Below are 24,245 nucleotides of genomic sequence, written 5' to 3'. Positions count from 1 at the left end.
TCATTTCTGCCTGCTACCCGCTGCAGGTGCATGCGGGCAGGGTGCCATGTGATTTCTCGGGGTTCTGCATACGCTGCCGCCCCATTGGGGGCAAGAACTACTGGTCGGATTGGCGGGACGGAACCGGATCAACCCGGCTCGAACGCGGCCAGCCTGTCGAACAGCTCGGCGATGCCCGCAGGGTCCACATTGGCAAAGGCGATGCGGAATTGACGGTGCCCCGCCGGATCGCCTTCGGGCATGAACATGGTGCCCGGCAACATCAGCACGGAGGCCTGCTGCACCAGCTGTTGGGCAATCGCGTCAGAGGACTGCGAAAACGGGTGCTCGACATAGGCGAAATAGGCGCCGCAGCCCAGCAGAGACCAGCCTTTCGCGGCCAGCTTGGGAAAGCCCTCCTCGATGGCGGCCTTGCGATCGAGGATGTCCTGACGTTCCCCGGCCAGCCAGTCCTGCAGGTTTTGCAGCCCCCAAAGAGCACCGATCTGACCCAGCTGCGCCGGGCAGATCGTGACAGTATCCAGGAATTTTTCCATCTCGAACAACCGCTTGGCCGAGGTCGCAATGGCGCCCACCCGGTGCCCGGTCAGCCGGTAGGCCTTGGAAAAGGAGTAAAGATGGATCAGCGTGTCGTCCCAGGCGGGATCCTGAAACAGGGCATGGGGCGGGCCGCTGCGGCTGTCGAAATCCCGGTAGGTTTCATCCAGGATCAAGGCAAGCCCGCGATCGCGCGCCAGATCGAAGAAGGCCTGTACCAGCCCCGCCGGGTATTCAACACCGCAGGGATTGTTGGGCGTGACCAGCACGATGGCACGGGTTTTGGGTGTGATCAGCTGTGCGGCCTGCGCGGGCTCCGGGGTCATATCCGCGCCAACCTGCAGCGGCACGGCCCGGACACCGGCCATATCGAGCCACATTTTGTGGTTGAAATACCAGGGCACCGGGATGATCACCTCATCCCCTTCGGCGCAAAGGCTGGCAATGCTGGCGGCAAAGGCCTGGTTGCAGCCGGAGGTGATGCCGACCTGTGCGGGCTGGACCGCCGCGCCATAGTGGCTGTTGATTTGCTGGGCGAGTGCTGCGCGCAGGTCGTCCCGTCCCAGCACCGGCCCGTACAGATGCGCTTCGGTCTGGGTCATCGCCGCCTCGGCAATGGCCTGGCGCAGACCCTCCGGCGGGGCTTCGGCCGGGGCCGCCTGGCTGACGTTGATCAGCGGGCGCGTTGCCGGGAAGGTCACACCCTGCAGCCAGCGCCGGGATTCGACGATCGGAGAGCAGAAGGTCGCTTCGGTGCGAGAGGCATGACGTGGCATGGCCGACCGGCTGGAGGTGTTCATGTGCAATTTCCTGTATTCAAAGCGCCGGGTCCAGGGCGCAAGTCAGAAACCATCTGTGGCATGCAACAGAGGGGCGCTCAAGAAAAAGCGCGCCCACTGGGCGCGCCTTTGGTGATCTTCATTGCGGCCCTAGCGGCTGCCATTTGATCAGTCGTTTCCGCGATAGGGTTCGACATATTGCAAGGCCATGTCCCAGGGGAAGAAGATCCAGGTGTCCTGGCTCACCTCGGTGATGAAGGTATCGACCATGGGGCGGCCCTTGGGTTTGGCATAGACGGTGGCGAAATGCGCCTTGGGGTACATCTGGCGCACCAGTTCCAGAGTCTTGCCGCTGTCCACCAGATCATCGACGATCAGGATGCCTTCACCGTTGCCCATCAGGCCTGCATCGGGCGCCTTCAGAACCTGTGCCTCGCCCTGGGCCTGGTGGTGGTAGGATTTGACCGAAATCGTATCGACGGTGCGGATGTCCAGCTCGCGGCTGACGATCATCGCCGGCGCCATGCCGCCGCGGGTGATTGCGACCACGGCCCGCCAGGCGCCATCGTCCGGCCCCTGACCATCCAGACGCCAGGCCAGCGCCCGGCTGTCCCTGTGGATCTGGTCCCAACTGATGTGAAACCCTTTTTCGTGTGGCAGGCGATCTGTCATCTTGCGTCTTGCTCCGATGGGATTGCGTCAGGTGTGGCGGTGTGGCTGGACGGATGGACCTGCGATCACTTGCTGATGTCAGGGGCGTCGACCGCCTTCATGCCCACCACGTGATAGCCCGCATCGACATGAAGGTTCTCACCGGTCACGCCCGAGCTGAGATCCGACAGCAGGTAAAGCGCGGATTTGCCAACGTCATCGATCGTCACGTTGCGGCGCAGGGGCGAGTTATACTCGTTCCACTTCATGATATAGCGGAAATCGCCGATGCCGCTGGCGGCCAGGGTCTTGATCGGTCCGGCAGAGATTGCGTTCACGCGGATGCCGTCCTTGCCCAGATCCTCGGCCAGGTATTTCACCGAGGCCTCCAGGGCCGCCTTGGCGACGCCCATGACATTGTAATGCGGCATCACCTGTTCGGCGCCGTAATAGGTCAGCGTCAGCATCGAGCCGCCGTCGGTCATCATCTTCTCTGCGCGGCGGGCCACGGCGGTGAAGGAATAGACCGAGATATCCATGGTCATCTGGAAATTGTCGCGGCTGGTATCCACGTAGCGGCCGCGCAATTCGTTCTTGTCGGAAAATCCGATGGCGTGAACGACAAAATCCAGCTTGCCCCATTTTTCCTGCAGGGTCTCGAACAGCGCGTCCACCGAGGCCTCGTCCGAGACATCGCAGGGCAGAACGATGTCGCTGCCCAATTGCGCGGCGAGCGGATCCACACGTTTCTTCAACGCCTCTCCCTGATAGGAAAAGGCAAGCTCGGCTCCGGCATCGGCGCAGGCCCGCGCTATCCCCCAAGCGATGGACTTGTCGTTGGCCAGACCCATGATGAGGCCACGTTTTCCGGACAGCAGTTGACTGGGCATGCAGGTTCTCCGCCTGAAAATTTGAACTTTGGGACGTGTAATATGCCCGCGCGCCTGCATCAAGAGAGGATTAATAGGCGCCAAGCCCGGGGTCTTCCGACTGAAAAGCGTGCTTTTGATTGGCCGCATTGACGCAGGCGCTTACAGAGCCGTGCCTGCGCTTGTGCGCCCAATAGATGCCGCGTAGGGTGGCGCGCAAACAGGAATGAGGTTTCCATGTCAGAGCGGACCGGGCTATTTGCGGGCGACGACCCGTTTGAGATTGCGCGAAACTGGCTTTCAGAGGCCGAGGCCACAGAGATCAACGATCCCAATGCGATTGCCTTGTCGACGGTGGATCAAGATGGCCTGCCAAATGCGCGTATGGTCCTGTTGAAGGACATCGAAAAGGACGGTTTCGTTTTTTACACCAATTACGAAAGCGCGAAGGGCCAGGAGTTGGCGCATTCCGGCAAGGCGGCCTTTGTCATGCATTGGAAAAGCCTGCGACGCCAGATTCGGGTGCGCGGGGATGTGAGCCGGGAAGAGGGACCGCAGGCCGATGATTACTATCGGTCACGATCGCTCAAAAGCCGCCTTGGCGCCTGGGCCTCGCGTCAGTCGCAACCGCTGAGCAGCCGTGCGGCTTTGATGGCCGAGGTGGCCAAAGTGACTGCAATCAAGGGGCCTGATCCGGATCGTCCGCCGTTCTGGGGCGGTTTTCGAATTGTGCCAAGAGAAATCGAATTCTGGGCCGATGGTGCATTCCGGCTTCATGATCGCTTTGTCTGGCGTCGAAATTCGCCGGAAGATCAATGGAATGTCGAGCGATTAAATCCGTAAGTGTTTTTTCGCGGAGCATTAAATTCTCAACAAAGGGGAATTTTTTTATCTTGAACTCATATGCGGAAATCGCGCATCAAGCATCGAGAAAACCAATACGACGCGGCGGACGAGACTAGTGGCAGACGATCAAAGCAGCCTACGGCAAATCCAGGGTACGGTGAAATGGTTCGATCCGACAAAGGGCTACGGCTTTGTGGTGTCGGATGACGGCGGTCCGGACATTCTTCTGCACGTGAATGTCCTTCGAAATTTTGGACAGAGCTCCATTGCCGACGGGGCCGGTATTTCGATCCTGACCCATGCGACCGAACGCGGCGTGCAGGCGGTCGAGGTTCTTTCGATCGTGCCCCCAGCACGGGATGATGCGCCGGTGCTGAGCGATTTCATGGAACTCGACAGCGAGGAACTGCGCTCCCGTCCGCTGGAACCTGCACGGGTGAAATGGTTCGACAAGGGCAAGGGGTTTGGTTTTGCAAATCTGTTTGGCCGTGGCGATGACGTCTTCCTGCATGTGGAGGTGCTGCGGCAATCCGGGTTGGCGGATCTGCAACCGGGAGAAGCCCTGGCGCTGCGGGTGATCGAAGGCAAACGCGGCTGCATGGCCGTCGAGGTGCTGGCCTGGGAAGCCGCCATCACCAGCGATCTCGGGCTATAGCGCCATGAGGGGGCGGTCCAACGGCATGCTCCGCTGGGTCGCCGTTTGGCTGCTGTGCACCATGGCAGCCCCTGCATTGGCGGCGCAAAACTGCGTGCGGCACCGGGTGGATCTGCGCGGCGACTGGGGACAGGCGGCCTTTACCGTTGAAATCGCCGATACCGAGCAAAGCCGGGCGCAGGGGCTGATGTTTCGCGACAGCCTGGCGCGCGGTGCCGGCATGCTGTTTGTCTATGAACGTCCCGCCCGCGCCGCCTTCTGGATGAAAAACACCCTCATTCCCCTGGATATCCTGTTTCTGGATGAAACCGGCCGGGTCACCTCGGTGCATGCCAATGCGATACCGCATGATGAGACGCCGATTCCAGGTGGGGATCGGGTCTTTGCGGTGTTGGAAATCAACGCCGGATTGGCGCAGCGCTATGGCATCGGACCGGGCAGCGAGATGCGCCACGAAGTTTTTTCCAACAACACGCCGGTTTGGCCCTGTTAGGGCTTTTCAAACCTGATCCACATCGCTAGGAAAGCGCACGGTCCGGGGCGTGGCGCAGTCTGGTAGCGCACCTGTTTTGGGTACAGGGGGTCGTGAGTTCGAATCTCGCCGCCCCGACCACTTCTTCCTACATGTTTGGTGATGATCCGCTGATCCCAGCTCCGCCTGGGGCAGGGGAGCGGCGTTTGCGTGGTCCGCCCAAAGGTCCACCAAACGGGAATCACTTTGATCTTGGTGCTGGGTGCTTTGCGGATACCAGATCTTGTGTTAACCTTGTGTTAACCATGTGGCGCGAACTGGCGCCAAATGGTTACCCGTTTTGCTTTTATGGGGTCAGGTGTGCTGATGAAACGATGTGCATTTGGGCCACGGGTCGGCCAGGAGTAGGCCGCTTGCGAAAGTGACAGGCCAGGGAGGGCCGGTTACGTGCATGACGGGGTCGCAGTGTAGGTGGTGTAGGATGATCGTATTAGGTGCTTGCGGCAAACCATTAGGGTTTCGCAACAAATTCTAGGCAAGGCCTTCGGGTCTTGGCCGGTCGGCGTGTCAGCAAGTTTGCGCGGGTGAATCACTTCGGGTTTCCGCGGCATTTTTTGAGTCCTCCGGTCAACTGAAAAATTGGTAAGTAATAGGTAAATTTTGCGTTGACCCTGTGGGCGCGAATACGTCAGATTGTGGAAGCTGCTTGTAGCGCCACAAGATCTGGTGGGGATCCTCGGCGCCGCAACAAGACTAAACATTTATAGAGATCCGAAGTTCGGGGCAGGTGTGGGGCCTTCGCGGCATGCTGTGAATGAGCGCATGCAGCGATTTCTATTGTGTTTGGCTGTGGCAAAGGCGGGCGGATGGCCGCTGACAAAAAGACGGACAGAGCGAACTCAAAGGGGCAGAGCATGAAAATCGAACGCAAGTTTACCAAGGCCGGGCAGGACGCCTATTCAGAGCTGGATTTCATCTCTGCCACGTCTGAGATTCGCAACCCGGATGGCACCATCGTCTTCCGCCTGGAGAACATCGAAGTTCCGGCGGACTGGAGCCAGGTTGCAAGCGACGTGATCGCGCAGAAATACTTCCGCAAAGCCGGTGTGCCGAGCCGCCTGAAGAAGGTGCGCGAAAAGGGGGTGCCGGAATTCCTGTGGCGCTCGGTTGCGGATGGGGATGATGTCGAAGTCGGCGGAGAAACCTCTTCAAAACAAGTGTTTGACCGTCTTGCCGGCGGCTGGACCTACTGGGGCTGGAAGGGCGGCTATTTCTCCTCCGAGGAAGACGCGCGCGCCTATTACGACGAGATGCGCTACATGCTGGCGACCCAGCGCGCCGCGCCGAATTCGCCGCAGTGGTTCAACACCGGCCTGCATTGGGCTTATGGCATCGACGGCCCGGCGCAGGGTCACCACTATGTGGATTACAAGACCGGCAAGCTGACCAAATCCGACAGCGCCTATGAACACCCCCAGCCGCATGCCTGCTTCATCCAGTCGGTCTCCGACGATCTGGTCAATGACGGCGGTATCATGGATCTTTGGGTGCGTGAGGCGCGCCTGTTCAAATACGGCTCCGGCACCGGCACCAACTTCAGCCACCTGCGTGGCGAGGGCGAGCCCCTGTCGGGCGGCGGCAAATCCTCGGGCCTGATGGGTTTCCTCAAGATCGGTGACCGGGCGGCCGGCGCGATCAAATCCGGCGGTACCACCCGGCGCGCGGCCAAGATGGTGATCGTCGATGCGGACCACCCGGATATCGAGGATTTCATCCAGTGGAAGGTGATCGAAGAGCAGAAGGTTGCCTCGATCGTCGCGGGGTCGAAAATGCACGAGCAGATGCTGAACGGCATCTTTGCCGCGATCCGCGAATGGGACGGGCTTGAGGCGGATGCCTATGAACCGGCCAAGAACGACGGGTTGAAGAAGGCCATTCGCGAAGCCAAGAAGGTCGCGATCCCTGAGACCTATATCAAGCGGGTCCTAGATTATGCCAAGCAGGGCCACACCTCGATCGAATTCCCGACCTATGACACCGACTGGGACAGCGACGCCTATTCCTCGGTTTCGGGTCAGAACTCCAACAACTCGATCCGGGTCACCAATGCCTTCCTGCATGCGGTGGAAAAGGACGCCGACTGGGAACTGATCAACCGCACCGATGGCCGTGTTGCCAAGACCGTCAAGGCGCGCGATCTGTGGGAGAAGGTCGGCCACGCCGCCTGGGCCTGCGCCGATCCGGGCATCCAGTTCCACGACACCGTGAACGACTGGCATACCTGCCCCGAAGACGGTGAGATCCGCGGCTCAAACCCCTGTTCGGAATACATGTTCCTGGACGATACCGCCTGCAACCTGGCCTCGCTGAACCTGTTGACCTTCCTCAAGGACGGGCAGTTCCAGGCCGGTGACTACATGCACGCCTGCCGGTTGTGGACACTGACGCTGGAAGTCAGCGTGATGATGGCGCAATTTCCGTCCAAAGAGATCGCCCAACGGTCCTATGACTACCGCACCCTGGGGCTGGGCTATGCCAATATCGGCGGATTGCTGATGAACATGGGCTATGGCTATGACAGCGACGAGGGGCGCGCGCTTTGTGGCTCGCTCACCGCGATCATGACCGGCGTTGCCTATGCCACCTCGGCTGAAATCGCATCGGAACTGGGCCCGTTCCCCGGGTTTGACAAGAACCGCGACCACATGCTGCGGGTGATGCGCAACCACCGCACCGCCGCCTATGGCAAGACCACGGGCTATGATGGCCTGTCGGTGCCGCCGGTGCCGCTGGACCTGAAGAACTGCCCGGATGCACGGCTGACCGATCTGGCCGCAGGTGCCTGGGACGAAGCGCTGGAGCTGGGCGAAAAACACGGCTACCGCAACGCCCAGGCCACGGTGATCGCGCCGACCGGCACCATTGGCCTGGTGATGGACTGCGACACCACCGGGATCGAGCCAGACTTTGCCCTGGTGAAGTTCAAGAAACTGGCCGGGGGCGGCTACTTCAAGATCATCAACCGCTCGGTTCCCGCCGCTTTGGAAGGGCTGGGCTATACCTCGGCTCAGATCGAAGAGATCGTCTCTTATGCGGTGGGCCATGGCACCATCGGCAATGCGCCGGGGATCAACCACACCTCGCTGACCGGTCATGGCTTTGGCCCCAATGAGCTGGCCAAGATCGACGCGGCGCTGGAATCGGCCTTTGATGTGCGTTTCGTCTTCAATCAGTGGACGCTGGGCGAAGAATTCTGCACCGGTGTGCTGGGGATCCCGGCGACCAAGCTCAACGATCCGACCTTTGACCTTCTGCGTCACCTTGGCTTTACCAAGGCAGATATTGACGCTGCCAATGACCATGTCTGCGGCACCATGACCCTGGAAGGGGCGCCGCACCTGAAGGAAGAGCACTATCATATCTTCGATTGCGCCAACCCCTGTGGGAAGAAAGGCAAGCGTTATCTGAGCGTTGACAGCCATATCCGCATGATGGCGGCGGCGCAGAGCTTTATTTCGGGGGCGATCTCCAAGACGATCAACATGCCCAATGACGCCACCATCGAGGATTGTCAGAAGGCTTACGAGCTGTCCTGGTCGCTCGGCGTCAAGGCGAATGCGCTCTATCGTGACGGCTCCAAGCTGAGCCAGCCGCTGGCGGCGGCCCTGGTCGAGGACGATGACGAGGCGGCAGAGATCCTGGAAAGCGGCAGCCAGCAGGAGAAGGCCGTCACCCTGGCCGAGAAGATCGTCGAGAAGGTGGTGATCAAGGAGGTGGTGAAATCCCACCGCACCAAGATGCCTCATCGCCGCAAGGGCTATACCCAGAAGGCCGTCGTGGGTGGCCACAAGGTCTACCTGCGTACCGGTGAATACGAGGATGGCAACCTCGGTGAGATCTTCATCGATATGCATAAAGAGGGCGCCGGCTTCCGGGCGATGATGAACAACTTTGCCATCGCGGTATCGGTCGGCCTGCAATACGGTGTGCCGCTGGAAGAGTTCGTCGATGCCTTCACCTTCACCAAGTTCGAACCGGCCGGCATGGTGCAGGGCAACGACAGCATCAAGAATGCGACCTCGATCCTGGATTATGTCTTCCGCGAACTGGCGGTGAGCTATCTGGACCGCACCGATCTGGCCCATGTGAAACCCGAAGGCCCCGCCTTTGACGACATCGGCCGTGGCGAGGAAGAAGGCGTCTCCAACCTGACCGAGCTGAGCGAAAGCGCCGCGACCCGGTCGCTGGAGGTTCTGAAACAGATCTCCTCCACCGGCTATCTGCGCAAGCGTCTGCCGCAGGAATTGGTGGTGCTGAACGGCGGTCAGACCGCGCTGGACGGGATCACACCGCTGGGTGGCGCTGCCGACCCGGTCACCGCGCTGCAAACGCTGGTGCCAGAGGTGACAGAAACCGCTTCGGTGACCGAAACCACCTCGGTCACGGTCAGCGGCATGGATGCGCGCACCAAGGCCAAGATGCAGGGCTACGAGGGCGAAGCCTGCGGCGAATGCGGCAACTACACCCTGGTGCGCAATGGCACCTGCATGAAATGCAACACCTGCGGCGCCACTTCGGGCTGCAGCTGATCCGGCATCCGGGGCGAGTGCGCTTGCCCTGAACGCCAAGAAGGCCCAGGCAATAAACTCGGGCGGTAGACGTAACGAGCCTGATTGGCGAAACTCGCCCCTTCCGGAAACGGGAGGGGCTTTTTCAATTTCGCGGGCTGTTCAGGAGGATTGCGAGCGGGGCTGAGCCTAGCGTTTTGCGTGCCACTCTTCCCAGACGAAGGCATAGCTCCATGCCGCCTTGTGGGTCTCGCCAAGCTGCGCGATAATCCTGTCGCGGGCGTCGATCAGCGATGGTTCAAACAGGTGGAACTGAACCTGGAGGCGGTCGATACGCCCGATCAGATCGGCATCAATCAGCGCCGGAAGCAAATCATACTCCCCGCCTTCGATGTTGATCTTGGCGAGGGCGATGCGTTGATCGGAAAGGTGGTCGTCAAAAAACTGTTGAACGGGAACAATTCTGGCGCTGAAGCTGCGCTGGTGATCGGCAACGGAGGAAGACGCGTCTCCCTCGTCCGACAGGTTCAACGTCCCCTCTGCCGCGCCTATCGCATAGTCTTGGACATGCACACGATCATCACCGGCAAATTTCTGGCGCAGGTTTTCGGCAAAGGTCGGATGGGGCTCGAAGATATAGACCGTGCAATCGGGTTGCGAGGCCAGAACCGTATCGGTCCATTCCCCTTTGAAGCCGCCGATATCCAGGACAACGGAACCGGCTGGCAGGTCGGGGTAGGTGGCAAGAAACCTGACGGCCTTGTCCTTGCGGAATTGTTTGAGCGCATCATAGAACACCCCCTTCCAGGGGTTGCGACGACGATCCAGCCACTTCTTCAAGGATGCCACGGTCTGCCTCCGATACCTGCTTCCCCTCCCGTGTATGCCGGGAGGGGGCGTTGCACAAGAATGATGCCGGGAAATGCCGGATTTCGCTGCATTCGGGCAGGGATATCCCTGGTGTTCAGGTGGTGGGGAGGTGGATCTTGAACCTGTTGCGCAGCGTGCGATCCAGATCGGGGGCAAATCGCGCGGGGCTTTGCCGCGACAGGAGCTCTTCCTTGCGTCTGCGCGCCTTGTCGATCAGCTCCGGCTTGTCGTTCTCGGCCCATTCTTTCGGGGAGGTTCGATCGCCAAGGCTGGGATAGACATGGTCGCGCTGCATCCGCGAAAGGGTCTGATCGGTACCAAGGTAGTGACCGCTGCCGCCCAGACAGACCTCGGCGATCTGATCCAGGGCAAGGGTTTCGTCAGTGACTTCGATCCCGCGCACGCAGCGCAGCGCCTGACCGATAAGATCGTCGCCCAGGATCAGCGATTCATGGCAAAACCCCAGCAGGGAGGCATGCATGCCTGCTGCTTCGTAGATCATGTTGACGCCCGAAAGACCGGCCATGACATTGGAGCACATCTGCTCCCATCCGGCTTGCATATCCGGCAGCTTGCTATCGGCGATGCCCCCCGCCGCGCCGCCGGGAAGGCCGTAAAACCGGTGCATCTGCCCGCAGCCGGCACTCAACAGCGCCTGTTCTCCGGAACCGCCGGTCATGGCGCCGGTGCGCAGGTCCAACCCAAAGGGCCAGGTGCCAAAAATCGCAGGATAACCCGGGCTTATGGCGTTTACGTAAACCAATCCGGCCAGGCATTCCGCCACTGCCTGAACGATCGCCCCGGCAATGGTCGAGGGGGCCGTGGCGCCGGCCATACCGGCTGACAGCAACAGCACCGGCATGCCGTGGCGAATGCATTCCTCCATCACCAGGCAGCTTTCCGTGGCGAACTTCATCGGTGGCACCACGAAACAGTTGCTGTTGGAGACAAAGGGCCGTTCGCGCCATTTGTCTTCGCCGCCTGCAATCATGTGCAGCATCTCCATGGCGGGGGCGACGTGGCTGGGATCGGTGAAGGAGGTGCCCACATGTTTGAAGGTGCCGGAACAGCAGGCATAGATGGTGTTGAGGTCCATCTCCTGATTGTCGGCGATGTCGCGGCAGACCATGGGGCGTTGGACAAAATGGATATTGTCCAGCGCATCGCAGATCCGGGCGGCGTCATGCAGATCCTGAACCGTGGAGTCGCGATAGAACCGCCCCTCCACATCGACCATATGGACCGCGGCACCTGCGGTGCCGTAATGGACACGGGTGCCGGACAGGTCGAGGTCGGTTTCCCCGTTGCGGCTGCACAGGGTGACCGAACGGTTGGCGATGGCCAGGGTGTCTTCCACCAAGGTGCGGGGGAACCGCAGGCGCCCGTCGCTGCCAAGCGTGCAGCCCGCTGCGGTCAGGTAGTCGATCCCGCTTTGCGGCGCGTCGGCAAGACCGATCCGTTCCAATGCGTCCAAGGCGGCGTGGTGAATCCGTTCGACCTCGGCCTGCGTCATCGGAGAATAGGTGCCGCCGGTCAGGCCGGGGTGGATGGGCCGCAGATCCTGGGCAAGCGGTGCGCGTCGGGCCGCGCGTCGGGCGGCGCGTCCACCGCTGCGGGTTGTGGTGCGGGTAGGTGAGAGTTCTGTCATGTGGAGCCTGTAAATGCGAGTGAGGGGGCAGATTTGAACGACGGCGGTTCAACGCCGTTCCGGCCGACCTCGCGCAGCACGTCCCCGGCTGGCGCCGATGGTGCGCCAGACGAGGTTGATACGGCTGCGTTCTGCCTGCATCACATGCTCCTTTCTGTGAGCTTCAGTGTTGCAGGCCATTCGGGAAAAACTATCGCGTTTGCGACGGCTGTGAAAAAAGCGTCATCTTTTTCAGCCTCCGGGCGCGCGACACCCTTCCGTTTGGGGTTGGAGGTCGGATCCGGTCGACTGAGTTTTCGAAAATTGAACACATATTACCGGCCTGATCCCCTGTCTTGAATGCTAGGATAGGTTGCATCCCGGACATGGTGTGGAACAATCTCTTCACCATTATTGGCTATAGAAATTGGGGGGCGCAAAATCGCGCTGGCCCGGGCACAGGATCGGGGTCGATAGGATGTCTGCCGTGTTATCACGTGGTTTCAAATCTCTTAATCTGAGCGCCTGCGCGGTGGGTGTCAGCCTTGGACTTGCGATTGCGGTGCCTGCGGGGTCCGCGGATTGGTCCAGATCCTTTGTTCACACGCCTGCAGCGCGGGATCACTCCGAATTGGTGAGGTCTTTTGCACCTCTGAACGAACCGGTGTCGACACGGGGCGCCACGGGGTTTCAGGCCGGGTTTGATCGGGATTACGGCGATCTGGTTCTTGGCGGATCCTTCCAACAGGGGCGTGTGCCGGACAGTTTTGGCCCCGGCTTGCAGGACGACAGCCAGATGCTGCAGCTGCGGGCGGGGATCGATCTTGGCCGTACGCTTGGCTATGTGACCTTTGGCGAGCGACAGCAGGGATCCGACCAGGAGCGCAATCAGGTCATCGGGCTGGGCGTGCGGGTGTCGGTCAATCGGATCCTGCAGATGAGCGGTGAATTCTTGCATCATGCGCCTGGCTCTTCGCCGAATGGAGCGACCTTGGGCGACGAAACCCTGTCTTTTCGCGCCGCCTTTCGATTCTGACCGTCCGCTCTGTCTCATTGGGTCCGTGATCGGCGCATGGCCTTTGATTTTCCTTGGCCTGGTTCAACTGACGTGCTAACCGGACTGCATGACCACGTCTGCAACCCTCATTATCTGCTGCTGCATTACCTGCTGAAATCCACAGCGGGCTGGTTTCGTCGTTCCCTTCCAAGTGACAAATTGCTAAGCCCGCGCTGCGCGCCCTGCGCATTGGCTTGATGCCTGCATGCCCGTGCCCGTCCTAGGAGCTGTCATGACGACCGATACCGTAATCAAACTGCACAACACCAAGACCCGCAAGAAAGAGGTCTTTACCCCGATCGATCCGGAAAACGTGCGGATGTATGTCTGTGGTCCGACGGTCTATGACCGGGCGCATCTGGGCAATGCCCGCCCCGTTGTGGTCTTTGACGTGCTCTACCGGCTGTTGCGCCACGTCTATGGTGCGGATCACGTGACCTATGCGCGCAATTTCACCGACGTGGATGACAAGATCAACGCCCGCGCTGCCGAAAGCGGCCGCCCCATCGGGGAGATCACCGCCGAGACAACCCAGTGGTTCCTCGATGACATGGGCGCCCTTGGCGCGCTGGAGCCGAACCACATGCCGCGGGCGACCGAGTATATCCCCCAGATGATCGCGATGATCGAGGATCTGATCGCCAAGGGCCACGCCTATGCCGCCGAGGGGCATGTGCTTTTCGCCGTGGACAGCTGGCGCGAGGGCTACGGCAAACTCTCGGGCCGGTCGGTGGATGACATGATCGCGGGCGCACGGGTGGAGGTTGCGCCCTACAAGAAGAACCCGATGGATTTCGTGCTGTGGAAGCCGTCAAGCGAGGATCTGCCCGGCTGGGACAGCCCCTGGGGGCGCGGTCGGCCCGGCTGGCATATCGAATGCTCGGCTATGTCCTATGAGCTATTGGGCGACACCTTCGATATTCACGGCGGCGGCAACGACCTGATGTTTCCTCACCATGAAAACGAGATCGCCCAAAGCTGCTGCGCCCATCCCGAAGGGGAATTCGCGCACTACTGGCTGCACAACGAGATGCTGCAGGTCGAAGGCAAGAAGATGTCGAAATCGCTCGGCAATTTCTTCACCGTGCATGATCTGTTGGAGCAGGGCATTCCCGGCGAGGTGATCCGCTTCGTCTTCCTGTCGACACATTATCGCAAGCCGATGGACTGGACCGAGAAGAAGGCGAAGGAAGCAGAGAAGACGCTGCGCAAGTGGTACGCGCAAGCGGCAGAGGCCCTTCCGGGCGGGCAGCCGGAATCGCACGTCGTTGATCTCGTAGCGGATGATATTAACACGCATGGCGTTTTGGCAGAGTGCCACCAATTCTCACAGGCCGGAGACTTGGTTGCGCTCAGGTCCAGCATGGAACTGCTTGGATTGCTGGGCGAGGATATTCCGGATTGGGTGAAGGCGCCAGACGTGGACCTTTCCTCCCACGAGGCGCGGCTGTTCAAGGCGCGTCAGGCGGCCATGGAAAGCAAGGACTTTTCCGAAGTGGATCGTTTGAAGACGGCCTATACGGAGGCCGGGCTTGAGGTCCGCATGAGCAAGACCGGTGTTGAACTGGTGCCGGGGGCAGGGTTTGATCCGGCCAAGCTGGACAACCTTTGACCCACAGACGCCCACCCCGGGCCGGGCGCTGCCCGGCAAACAGAATGAGGCAGGAATGACCAAGGAACGTCTTTACCTTTATGACACCACCCTGCGGGACGGGCAGCAGACCCAGGGCGTGCAGTTCTCCACCGCCGAGAAACAGCAGATCGCCAAGGCGCTGGATGATCTCGGCATCGACTATATCGAGGGCGGCTGGCCCGGTGCCAATCCCACCGACAGCGCCTTTTTCGAGGTAGCGCCCAAGACCCGGGCGCGGCTTGCTGCCTTTGGCATGACCAAACGGGCAGGGCGCTCGGCCGCAAATGACGATGTGCTGGCAGCGGTGATGAATGCAGGCACCGATACGGTCTGCCTGGTGGGCAAGGCGCATGATTACCATGTGACGGCGGCCCTTGGCATCAGCCTTGAGGAAAACCTCGAAAACATCGGCGCTTCCATTGCGCATATCGTCGCCGAGGGGCGTGAGGCGCTTTATGATGCCGAGCATTTCTTCGATGGCTACAAGGACAACCCGGACTATGCCCTGGCGGCCTGTCGCGCGGCGCTGGAGGCTGGCGCGCGTTGGGTGGTGCTCTGCGATACCAATGGCGGCTGCATGCCCGCCGAGGTGCACCGGATCGTCACCGAGGTGATCGCCTCCGGCATCCCTGGGGAGCGCCTGGGCATCCACACCCATAACGACACCGAAAACGCCGTGGCCTGTTCGCTGGCGGCGGTGGATGCGGGCGTGCGGCAGGTTCAGGGGACGCTCAACGGGCTGGGGGAGCGTTGCGGAAATGCAAACCTGACCACGCTGATCCCCTCCTTGCTGCTCAAAGAACCCTATGCGAGCAGCTTTGAGACGGGCGTTTCGCGCAAGGCTCTGAAAGGTCTGACGCGGTTGAGCCGGATGCTGGATGACATCCTGAACCGGGTGCCGATGAAACAGGCGCCTTACGTGGGGGCCTCTGCCTTTGCTCATAAGGCGGGGCTGCATGCCAGCGCGATCCTGAAGGATCCCTCCACCTATGAGCATATCCAGCCCGAACTGGTGGGCAATGCGCGCATCATTCCGATGTCGAACCAGGCGGGCCAGTCCAACCTGCGCAAGCGGCTGACCGATGCGGGGCTGAGTGTCGCAAAGGGAGATCCCGCGCTGGCGCGAATCCTGGAGCGGATCAAGGCGCGCGAGGATGAGGGATATTCCTACGACACTGCCCAGGCCTCGTTCGAGCTGTTGGCGCGCGAGGAATTGGGCCAGCTCCCGAGCTTCTTCGAGGTGAAACGCTACAAGGTCACGGTCGAGCGGCGCAAGAACAAGTATAACAAGATGATAAGCCTCTCAGAGGCGGTCGTGGTCGTGAAGGTGGACGGCGAAAAGCGCCTGTCGGTCAGCGAATCCATGGATGAAACCGGCAGTGATCGCGGCCCGGTGAACGCGTTGGCCAAGGCGCTGGCCAAGGATCTGGGGCGCTATTCCGAGGTGATCGACGATATGCGCCTGGTGGATTTCAAGGTGCGCATCACCCAAGGCGGCACCGAGGCGGTGACGCGCGTAGTGATCGACAGTGCCGACAACCAGGGCCGCCGCTGGTCCACGGTCGGCGTCAGCCCCAACATAATCGACGCCTCATTCGAGGCGCTGCTGGACGCAATCCGCTGGAAACTGATCCGCGATTGCGCGAGCGAGGCATGATTTCTGCGCTGGTCAGGATGGCCATCATCGGGGCCGGCGTGATGACGGCGCTGCCCTTTGTGCTGATCCTGTCCGACCGGCCCGCAGGGGGGCGGCCCGCCGATCCGCAGGCGGGGCTGGATTTCTCGGGCCTGTCTGCGGGCCAGTCTTCGGGGTCACAGATGCCCGATCCCACATCAGTTGCCATGCGGGATGGCTATGATCTTCAGGTCCGCAGCTATCGCAACGGGCCGGGGCCGCTGGTGGTACTGGTGCATGGGTCCGGCTGGAACGGCTTGCAATACGCCAGCCTTGCCCCGCAGATCGCGGGGCATGTGCTGGTACCCGATTTGCGCGGACACGGGGGCGCTCCTGGGCGGCGCGGTGATGTCGCATATATCGGCCAGCTGGAGGACGATCTGGCGGATCTGATTGCGGCCAGGGTTGAACCCGGCCAGAAGGTTGTCCTGCTTGGGCATTCCTCGGGCGGCGGGTTGGTGGTGCGCTTTGCCGGGGGAGATCACGGCGCGATGATCGATCGCGCGGTCCTGCTAGCCCCGTTTCTGAAGCACAATGCGCCGACAACGCGCAAGAATTCAGGTGGTTGGGCGAGGCCGTTAACGCGAAGGATTGTCGGCCTGTCGATGCTGAATGCCGTCGGGATCACCCGGTTCAACCATCTGTCCGCGATCGAGTTCAACATGCCGCAAGAGGTCCTGGACGGTCCGTTTGGGCATCTGGCGACGACCAGCTACTCCTTCAGGCTCAACACCTCATACGCGCCGCGTGGCGACTACTTGCAGGACATCAAGTCCTTGCCGGACTTCCTTGTGATCGCAGGGGAAAAGGACGAAGCCTTTGTGGCGGAGGGATACGAAGCCCTGATGACACCGGTCAACCCACGGGGCCGCTATGTCACCGTACCGAATGTCGGGCATCTTGCTATTGTAGATGCGCCCGCAACCGCACTGGCCGTAAAGGAGTTCCTGGGTGGAATTTGACGACGATCTGAAGGGATGCGCGGATCTGCTGCACCAGGGAGACCCGGATCGCTTCATGGCCACAATGGCCGCTCCGCTGGCGGCGCGTCCGCTGCTTTTTGCACTCTATGCCTTCAACCTGGAACTGTCGCGGGCGCCCTGGGCCAGCCAGGAAAGCATGATTGCGGAGATGCGCGTGCAATGGTGGCGCGATGTGGGAGCAGAGCTTGCAAGCGGAGGGGCGGTCCGCCGTCACTATGTGGCGACACCGCTGGCGCGCCTGCTACGGCCTGACTTGGCGCAGCACATCGATGCCATGGCAGAGGCGCGGCGCTGGGATATCTACCGTGACCCTTTCGAGGATGAAGCCGCTTTCGAGCGCTATATTGATGCAACCTCGGGCAGCCTGATGTGGATGGCGGCGGCGTCGCTTGGCGAAGCCGAGGAAGCCACGGTTCGTGCCTTCGGGCGCGGGGTCGGGATTGCCAATTGGCTGCGCGCCATCCCCGAGCTGGAGAAACAGAAACGCGTCCCACTGCTGGATGGTACCAGTGAAGGGGTGCGGCGCCTGGCCGAACAGGGGTATCAGCACATCCTGGATGCAACCCGGACGCGGGCCTCTGTGTCGAAGGAGGCAGGTGTCGCCCTGCTGGCGGGATGGCAGGCGCGGGAGATCCTGAAGCAGGCAATCAGGGAACCGGAACGGGTGGCGGCGGGTCGGCTTGGAACCAGTGAATTCCGCCGCCGCGTTGGGCTGATGGGGCGAACCGCATTGGGGCGTTGGTAGCCCCTTTTAGGACGTGCAAAAAGCCGCCCTCGAGAGGCGGCTTTTCTATTTTTGCCAAATGCTTGCGCGGCGATTTAGATCTGCTTGGGGCGCAGGATCAGCCACAGAAGCGCACCGCCGGCCAGAACCAGGAAGGGGGCCATGGCCATGTTGACGGCACTCCAGCCGTCCACCGGATTGCCGCCCGAGCAGTTCATCAACCCACCCGATGCAAGAGAGGCCATGGTGACACCGCCAAAGACCAAGAGATCGTTGAGCCCCTGCATCCGGCCGCGCTCATGCGGCTCATGGGCGCCGGCCAGCATGGTGGTGGCGCCGATAAAGCCGAAGTTCCAGCCAATCCCCAGGAGAACCAGCGCGACAAAGAAGTTTTCGAGATCGACGCCGTTCAGGGCAACGGCTCCGGCACCGGCAAGGATGAACAGGCCCGCCGCGACGATTTTATGCACGCCGAACCGCGCGATCAGATGGCCGGTAAAGAAGGAGGGCACATACATGGCCAGCACGTGGGCTGTCACCACATCCGCGGCGTTGCCCTCGGTAAAGCCGCAGCCCACGACCGCAAGCGGGGTCGAGGTCATCACCAGGTTCATCAGCGCGTAAGAGACCATGGCGCAGATCACGGAGACAGCGATCACCGGCGTTTTGAGCAGTTCAATGCGGCTGCGTCCCTTGGGGGCGTCCTGGCTTGGCACGGGCGGTTTCGGGATGTTGAGAAACAGGAACAGCCCGGCGCCAAGGATATTGACCGCGATCACCGCCATATAGGTGCCCATGAAAGGCACCACAAAGGCCTGGCTGGTGGCCTTGACCAGCTGCGGGCCGATAATGGCAGACAACAGCCCGCCCGCCATCACGTAGGAAATCGCCTTGGGGCGGAATTCTTCTGATGCCGTGTCGGCGGCGGCAAAGCGGTAAAAGCCATGCGCGCTCATGTAGACGCCGGTCAACAGGCTGCCCAGAAGGAAGATCGGGAAGGACCCCAGATAGAGCCCATAGGCCCCGACCACACCGCCCAGCGCGCCAAACATCGCCCCGGTAAAGAACCCGGCGCGACGGCCCCAACGCTGCATGATGGCAGAAATCGGCGTCGCCGCCATCATCGAGCCGGCAACGATCAGGGAGATCGGCAGCGTCGCAAAACAGGGGTTGGAGGCGAGAGACTGTCCCGCCAGCCCGCCAATGGTGAAGATCATCGGCATCTGTGCGCCGAGGAAGGCCTGCGCCATCACCAGGATGGCAACGTTCTTCTTGGCGACTCTGTCGTCGGGGGTGGTCATGCTATGCGTCATGTGGGATGCGTAACCTTGAATGTGTGCCGGAACAAGCCGCCTTGCGCTGCTGATGCACAACGCACAGGTCTATGTGCATTAGATAACAGGTGAAGGAACAGGCGACGTGTCGTCACAAGGGGATCTAAACTCCGGCATTGGCCGCATCATCCACAGCGATGCCTGCGTCGCTGAGGGGGCCGCTTGGCTGTCGGATCACGATCCGCGCTTTGCCCAGGCGCTTGAGCAGACCGGACCACTGCCGCTCAGGCGCAAGCCGGATGGCTTTGCCGAACTTCTGAGCGCCATTGTCAGCCAGCAGGTGAGCGTGGCGTCGGCGCGGGCCATATGGGCGCGGATGGAAGACGCGCAATTGACCGCGCCCGAGATGATCATGCGCGTCTCTGATGATGAATTGCGCGCAGCGGGTCTGAGCCGACAAAAGATCCGCTATGCTCGCGCACTCTCCGAGGCGGATATAGATTTCAATGATTTGCGGGGGAAACCTGATGCAGAGGTCGTCAGCATTCTGACCCAGGTCTCCGGTATCGGCGTCTGGACGGCCGAGATCTACGCGATGTTCTCGCTGGGGCGAGCGGACGTCTTTGCGCCCGGCGATCTGGCCCTGCAAGAGGGTGCGCGGATCCTATTCGACCTGCCCGAGCGCCCCAAGGAACGTGCCCTACGCCAGATGGCGCAAGGCTGGTCACCCTGGCGCTCGGTTGCGGCGCGGCTGCTCTGGGCCTATTACCATGTGGCAAAGGACAGGGAAGGGATCCGATGACACGTGTTTTGACTGCAGGCCGCAAAGAGCCGCTTTCCGGCTCAACCCGCTCGGTTGTGGTGTTTCTGCATGGCTATGGCGCCAATGGTGCCGATCTTCTGGGGTTGGCAGACCCCTTGGGTGAACATCTGCCCGACACATTGTTCGTGGCGCCCGATGCGCCCGAGAACTGCGCCGGGGCGCCCTTTGGCTATCAGTGGTTCCCGATCCCCTGGATCGATGGCTCTTCTGAGGAGGAAAGCATGCGCGGCATGCAGGCGGCGGTGGAAGATCTCAATGCCTTCCTTGACGCGCTGATGGTGGATGAGGATGTGCTGCCCGAACAGGTGGTGCTGTTTGGGTTCTCGCAAGGCACCATGATGAGCCTGCATGTGGCGCCGCGCCGCGAAGACCCGATTGCCGGGATCGTCGCCTTTTCGGGCCGTCTCTTGGGGCCGGATACTTTCAAGGACGAGGTCGTCAGCCGCATGCCGGTGCTTCTGGTGCATGGCGATGCCGATGACGTGGTGCCGGTGCAATCTCTGCCCGAGGCCGCCGAGGCGCTGCAGGAGGCCGGTTTCCAGGATGTCTTTGCCCATATTCAAAAGGGCACCGGCCATGGCATTGCTCCGGATGGGTTGAGCGTGGCGCTGGCCTTCATGCGGGACAAGCTGAGCCTCTGATCGGCTATTATGCGGAGTTCAGGACGGGCGGCGGGGCTTTCGGCTCTTGCCGCCCTTTCTGTTTTGTCCTGCCTCAATGGCCTTTTCCTCGGCCCGCCTGGCCTGTGCCTTGCGGTTTGGCACATGCGCGGGTTTTGGCCGTCCGGGCACCTTGGGTGGGTCAAGATCAGCCCATGCGCCCTGCGCCAGCCCGTCCAGGCTCCAGGCGCCAATGGCAGAGCGGATCAGTCGCAGGGTGGGGTGGCCCACCGCGGCGGTCATCCGGCGCACCTGGCGGTTGCGCCCTTCGGTGATCGTCAGTTCCAGCCAGCTGTCGGGCACCGATTTGCGCACCCGGATCGGCGGTGTGCGCGCCCAAAGGCCGGGCGGCTCGTCAATCAGGCGCGCCTTGGCGGGCCGGGTCATACCGTCCTTCAGCTCGATCCCCTTGCGCAGGGCCTCCAGCGCGGCGTCATCCGGGGTGCCTTCCACCTGAACCCAATAGGTTTTTGCCATCTTGTTGCGCGGATCGCTGATCCAGGCCTGCAGGCGGCCGTTGTCCGTCAACAGCATCAACCCCTCGCTGTCGCGGTCCAGCCGACCGGCAGGATAGACGCCTGGGCAGTCGATGAAATCGCTGAGCGTTTTGCGCGGGGTGCCTTCGGTGCTGCGGTCGGTGAATTGCGGCAGCACGTCATAGGGTTTGTTGAAACGAATGAGCCGGGTCATGTGGCCCGCAATAGGCCCGGCTTGCGCGGGGCGCAAGGATCTTGGGCAGATCCGTTACCGCAGTGTCATGGAATCGCTTTATCCACAGCCCCGAGATGTTGTGGCGCGCAAAGGGCTTGCCAGCTTTCAAACGCGATATATAGTCATTCATAGACTGGGGCGGGTTCCCCGCTCTGGTGCCAGGAAACCGGCAGACAGGGTGAGGAAGACGTTTAGAATGGACGGCGATTTCAGAAACGAGTTTGTACGCGATCCGGGTGCCTTGAAGCATCATCCGGCACTGGTGCTCAATGCGGATTACCGGCCCTTGTCCTACTATCCCCTATCGCTTTGGCCCTGGCAGGACGCGGTCAAGGCAGCCTGGCTGGATCGGGTGGCGATTGTGGCGGAGTATGACACCGTCGTGCACAGCCCCAGCACCGAAATCCGAATACCTTCGGTCGTTGTCCTGAAAGACTATGTGAAACCTCAAAAGCGCGTGGCCTTCACGCGCTTTAATTTGTTTCTGAGGGATGAATTCTGCTGCCAATACTGCGGCGCAAGGGGGGATCTGACCTTTGACCACGTGGTGCCGCGCGCCGCTGGAGGCGTGACCAGCTGGGAAAATGTTGTGGCGGCCTGTTCCAAGTGCAATCTGCGCAAAGGGTCCAAGTCCTTGCACCGGGCAGGCATGCATCTGCGCAAAGCCCCGAAACGCCCCGGCGCCGAGGAGCTGCGCAATATCGGTCGTAAGTTTCCACCCAACCATCTGCATGACAGTTGGATGGATTTCCTTTACTGGGACAGCGAGCTGGAGGCCTGATCCTCAGGCGGGCTGGGCCGCGCCTGAGCGTTGCAGCATCCCGAACAGGTCCCTCGGATCATCCGGGTCGGCCAGCATGTCCAGCTCGATGTAAAAGGCACTGTCCTTGATCCGGTCGCGGATATAGCGCAACGCGCTGAAATCCTCGATCGCAAAGCCGACACTGTCGAACAGGGTGATTTGCCGCGCATCGCGCCGCCCGGGCCGCGCGTCGGTGATCACTTGCCACAGCTCTGTCACCGGGAAATCATCGGGCATCTGCTGGATCTCGCCTTCGATCCGGGTTTGCGGCGGAAATTCCACAAAAACCTCGGATCGGTCGAGGATGCCCGGCGCAAGTTCCGTCTTGCCGGGGCAATCGCCGCCGATGGCGTTGATGTGCACGCCGGGGCCAACCATGTTGTCACTCAGGATCGTGGCGTTCTGCTTGTCGGCGGTACAGGTGGTCAGGATCTGGGCGCCTTCAATGGCCTCCTCGGCGCTGCGACAGCGGATGACCTCCAGGCCGGACCCCGCCAGATTGCGGGCGCATTTCTCGGTGGCCTTGGGATCCTGATCGTAAAGACGGACAGACTTCAGCCCGCAGATCGCCTTCATCGCAAGGCTCTGAAACTCCGACTGGGCCCCGTTGCCGATCATCGCCATGGTATCAGCGCCCCTTGGCGCCAGATACTTGGCGGCCATGGCTGATGTCGCCGCCGTGCGCAGGGCGGTCAGCAGGGTCATTTCGGTCAGTAGCACCGGATAGCCGGTGTAGACATCCGCCAAGAGGCCGAATGCGGTCACCGTCTGCAGGCCCTCGGCGGTGTTCTTGGGGTGACCGTTGACGTATTTGAACCCGTAGGCCTCCCCATCCGAGGTGGGCATCAACTCGATCACGCCGACGTCTGAATGGCTGGCCACGCGCGGGGTCTTGTCGAACAGTTCCCAGCGGCGGAAATCCTCTTCCACGTAAGTGGCCAGATCGCGCAGCATCTGCTCGATCCCGACGTGATGAACAAGGCGCATCATGTTGTCGACGCTGACAAAAGGCACCAGGGCTTTGTGGGAAGGCTGGGTCATTGGTAGCTCCGTGTGGGGCGGTCGAAAACGCGGCGGCCGAGCGCCGAGGCACAGAGATCGACCATCAGATGCGCGGTACGCCCGCGTTCATCAAGGAAGGGGTTGAGTTCGACAAGATCGAGGGAGGTCATCAGGCCGGAATCATGCAGCATTTCGCAGACCAGATGTGCTTCGCGCACTGTCGCGCCACCGGGAACCGTGGTGCCAACGGCGGGCGCGATGGAAGGATCAAGGAAGTCCACATCCAGCGACACATGCAGCATACCGTTTTGGGCGGCCACCTGATCAAGGAATGCGGTCAAAGGCCCCTTGATGCCGTTTTCATCGATATCGCGCATGTCATGGCGGCGGATCCGGCTGCTTTCCAACGCCTGTCGCTCGGCCGGGTCGACCGAGCGAAGACCGATCATGCAGACATTCTCCTCCGGGACCGGGTGCTCTACCGGCGGGAAGCCATCAAAACCACCTTGCCCGGTGACATATCCGACCGGCGTGCCATGCAGATTGCCGCTGCCGGTGGTCTGCGGCGTGTGGAAATCCGTATGGGCATCGAGCCAGAGCACGAACAGTGGGCGCCCGGCGCGGGCGGCGTGGTTGGCCGCCCCCAGAACAGAGCCAAGCGACAGCGCATGATCGCCGCCAAGGAAAATGGGCAGGCCATTGGGCAGGCTCTCTTCTGCGGCGCGTGCCAGGGCAGTGGTCCATGCAATCGTGCGATTGAGACCGTAAAGCCGCGCCGCGTCGTCATCCGGGGTATGAGGATCGGGCGCCAGGTTGCCCAGGTCGGTGACACTGTGGCCAAGCTCCGATAGCGCCCCGGGCAGGCCCGCAGTGCGAAAGGCATCGGGTCCCATCAGGCAGCCGGCGCGACGCTTGCCGCTGTCGACGGGCGCTCCGATGAGAATACAGTTTTGAGTGGACACGAGGTCTGGCTCCCGCTGAAAATTGTCATGGGGGCCAGAAAATATCCGTTTTGGGGTGGATGTAAG

20 protein-coding genes, 1 tRNA gene and 1 pseudogene are annotated in these 24,245 nt (G+C 61.3%); 13 read left to right on the top strand and 9 right to left on the bottom strand.

Going from position 1 to position 24,245, the window contains the following annotated elements:
- Window positions 1-128: 128 nt before the first annotated feature.
- From PXK01_RS10410 to fabI, 3 genes are all read right to left on the bottom strand, one after another.
- Window positions 129-1,337: an aminotransferase gene (locus PXK01_RS10410; RefSeq protein WP_446728440.1), complete on the bottom strand. Its 1,209-nt coding sequence runs from the start codon at window positions 1,335-1,337 to the stop codon at window positions 129-131.
- A 147-nt stretch (window positions 1,338-1,484) separates the two neighbouring features.
- The gene (gene gpt / locus PXK01_RS10405) at window positions 1,485-1,988 is read right to left on the bottom strand and encodes a xanthine phosphoribosyltransferase (protein WP_274846258.1); all 504 of its coding nucleotides are present in this window, start codon (window positions 1,986-1,988) and stop codon (window positions 1,485-1,487) included.
- A 65-nt stretch (window positions 1,989-2,053) separates the two neighbouring features.
- Window positions 2,054-2,857: an enoyl-ACP reductase FabI gene (gene fabI / locus PXK01_RS10400; protein ID WP_274859941.1), complete on the bottom strand. Its 804-nt coding sequence runs from the start codon at window positions 2,855-2,857 to the stop codon at window positions 2,054-2,056.
- 210 nt (window positions 2,858-3,067) lie between these two features.
- Here fabI and pdxH point away from each other — a divergent pair.
- From pdxH to PXK01_RS10375, 5 genes and pseudogenes are all read left to right on the top strand, one after another.
- Window positions 3,068-3,679: pseudogene (gene pdxH / locus PXK01_RS10395) on the top strand (pyridoxamine 5'-phosphate oxidase); the annotation flags it as partial.
- A gap of 118 nt (window positions 3,680-3,797) precedes the next feature.
- Window positions 3,798-4,337 (top strand): cold-shock protein, encoded by a 540-nt coding sequence (locus PXK01_RS10390; RefSeq protein WP_274846256.1) that lies wholly within the window; start codon window positions 3,798-3,800, stop codon window positions 4,335-4,337.
- Window positions 4,338-4,362: 25 nt separating this feature from the next.
- Window positions 4,363-4,830, top strand: a complete 468-nt coding sequence (locus tag PXK01_RS10385; protein WP_446728439.1) for a DUF192 domain-containing protein — start codon at window positions 4,363-4,365, stop codon at window positions 4,828-4,830.
- Window positions 4,831-4,873: 43 nt separating this feature from the next.
- Window positions 4,874-4,950 (top strand) — tRNA-Pro (locus PXK01_RS10380).
- Window positions 4,951-5,723: 773 nt separating this feature from the next.
- A complete protein-coding gene (locus PXK01_RS10375; protein WP_274846254.1) occupies window positions 5,724-9,398 on the top strand; it encodes a vitamin B12-dependent ribonucleotide reductase in 3,675 nt (1,224 codons plus the stop codon).
- 168 nt (window positions 9,399-9,566) lie between these two features.
- On the opposite strand, the gene PXK01_RS10370 is transcribed toward PXK01_RS10375, so the two are convergent.
- A complete protein-coding gene (locus PXK01_RS10370; RefSeq protein ID WP_274859939.1) occupies window positions 9,567-10,226 on the bottom strand; it encodes an FkbM family methyltransferase in 660 nt (219 codons plus the stop codon).
- A 115-nt stretch (window positions 10,227-10,341) separates the two neighbouring features.
- Entirely contained in the window at window positions 10,342-11,895 is a 1,554-nt protein-coding gene (locus tag PXK01_RS10365) for a trimethylamine methyltransferase family protein (protein WP_274859937.1), read from the bottom strand.
- Window positions 11,896-12,508: 613 nt separating this feature from the next.
- Between PXK01_RS10365 and PXK01_RS10360 the strand changes: the two genes are divergently transcribed.
- The 5 genes from PXK01_RS10360 to PXK01_RS10340 all read left to right on the top strand — a co-directional run bounded on the left by PXK01_RS10360 (window position 12,509) and on the right by PXK01_RS10340 (window position 17,967).
- Complete coding sequence (locus PXK01_RS10360; RefSeq protein ID WP_274859936.1) at window positions 12,509-12,910, top strand: hypothetical protein; 402 nt, start codon at window positions 12,509-12,511, stop codon at window positions 12,908-12,910.
- A gap of 253 nt (window positions 12,911-13,163) precedes the next feature.
- On the top strand, window positions 13,164-14,543 hold the full coding sequence (gene cysS, locus PXK01_RS10355) for a cysteine--tRNA ligase (protein WP_274859935.1): 1,380 nt from the start codon (window positions 13,164-13,166) through the stop codon (window positions 14,541-14,543).
- A 55-nt stretch (window positions 14,544-14,598) separates the two neighbouring features.
- A complete protein-coding gene (cimA, locus tag PXK01_RS10350) occupies window positions 14,599-16,221 on the top strand; it encodes a citramalate synthase (RefSeq protein ID WP_274859934.1) in 1,623 nt (540 codons plus the stop codon).
- The gene (locus tag PXK01_RS10345) at window positions 16,218-17,201 is read left to right on the top strand and encodes an alpha/beta hydrolase (RefSeq protein WP_274859932.1); all 984 of its coding nucleotides are present in this window, start codon (window positions 16,218-16,220) and stop codon (window positions 17,199-17,201) included. Before cimA ends, PXK01_RS10345 begins: the two co-directional genes overlap by 4 nt.
- Window positions 17,191-17,967 carry a squalene/phytoene synthase family protein gene (locus PXK01_RS10340; protein WP_274859930.1) on the top strand — a complete coding sequence of 259 codons (777 nt, stop codon included), beginning with the start codon at window positions 17,191-17,193 and terminating at the stop codon, window positions 17,965-17,967. Before PXK01_RS10345 ends, PXK01_RS10340 begins: the two co-directional genes overlap by 11 nt.
- A gap of 74 nt (window positions 17,968-18,041) precedes the next feature.
- Here PXK01_RS10340 and PXK01_RS10335 read toward each other — a convergent pair whose 3' ends face one another.
- The gene (locus tag PXK01_RS10335; protein ID WP_274846246.1) at window positions 18,042-19,259 is read right to left on the bottom strand and encodes an MFS transporter; all 1,218 of its coding nucleotides are present in this window, start codon (window positions 19,257-19,259) and stop codon (window positions 18,042-18,044) included.
- Window positions 19,260-19,365: 106 nt separating this feature from the next.
- On the opposite strand from PXK01_RS10335, the gene PXK01_RS10330 reads away from it, so the two are divergent.
- Both PXK01_RS10330 and PXK01_RS10325 read left to right on the top strand, forming a co-directional pair.
- Entirely contained in the window at window positions 19,366-20,022 is a 657-nt protein-coding gene (locus PXK01_RS10330) for a DNA-3-methyladenine glycosylase family protein (protein WP_274846245.1), read from the top strand.
- Window positions 20,019-20,684, top strand: coding sequence for an alpha/beta hydrolase (locus tag PXK01_RS10325; RefSeq protein WP_274846244.1), 666 nt, complete (start codon window positions 20,019-20,021; stop codon window positions 20,682-20,684). The genes PXK01_RS10330 and PXK01_RS10325 overlap by 4 nt, the downstream gene beginning before the upstream one ends.
- 18 nt (window positions 20,685-20,702) lie before the next feature.
- Here PXK01_RS10325 and PXK01_RS10320 read toward each other — a convergent pair whose 3' ends face one another.
- Window positions 20,703-21,392 (bottom strand): rRNA large subunit pseudouridine synthase E, encoded by a 690-nt coding sequence (locus PXK01_RS10320; protein WP_274859929.1) that lies wholly within the window; start codon window positions 21,390-21,392, stop codon window positions 20,703-20,705.
- 217 nt (window positions 21,393-21,609) lie between these two features.
- Between PXK01_RS10320 and PXK01_RS10315 the strand changes: the two genes are divergently transcribed.
- A complete protein-coding gene (locus PXK01_RS10315) occupies window positions 21,610-22,194 on the top strand; it encodes an HNH endonuclease (RefSeq protein WP_274859928.1) in 585 nt (194 codons plus the stop codon).
- A 3-nt stretch (window positions 22,195-22,197) separates the two neighbouring features.
- On the opposite strand, the gene PXK01_RS10310 is transcribed toward PXK01_RS10315, so the two are convergent.
- Both PXK01_RS10310 and rocF read right to left on the bottom strand, forming a co-directional pair.
- Window positions 22,198-23,256 carry an ornithine cyclodeaminase gene (locus tag PXK01_RS10310; RefSeq protein ID WP_274859926.1) on the bottom strand — a complete coding sequence of 353 codons (1,059 nt, stop codon included), beginning with the start codon at window positions 23,254-23,256 and terminating at the stop codon, window positions 22,198-22,200.
- Entirely contained in the window at window positions 23,253-24,179 is a 927-nt protein-coding gene (rocF, locus tag PXK01_RS10305) for an arginase (RefSeq protein WP_274859925.1), read from the bottom strand. The genes PXK01_RS10310 and rocF overlap by 4 nt, the downstream gene beginning before the upstream one ends.
- Window positions 24,180-24,245: the final 66 nt, after the last annotated feature.

The organism is Phaeobacter sp. PT47_59, from assembly GCF_028890025.1.
Lineage (GTDB): Bacteria > Pseudomonadota > Alphaproteobacteria > Rhodobacterales > Rhodobacteraceae > Phycobacter.
This window is presented reverse-complemented; position numbering and strand designations above follow the sequence as displayed.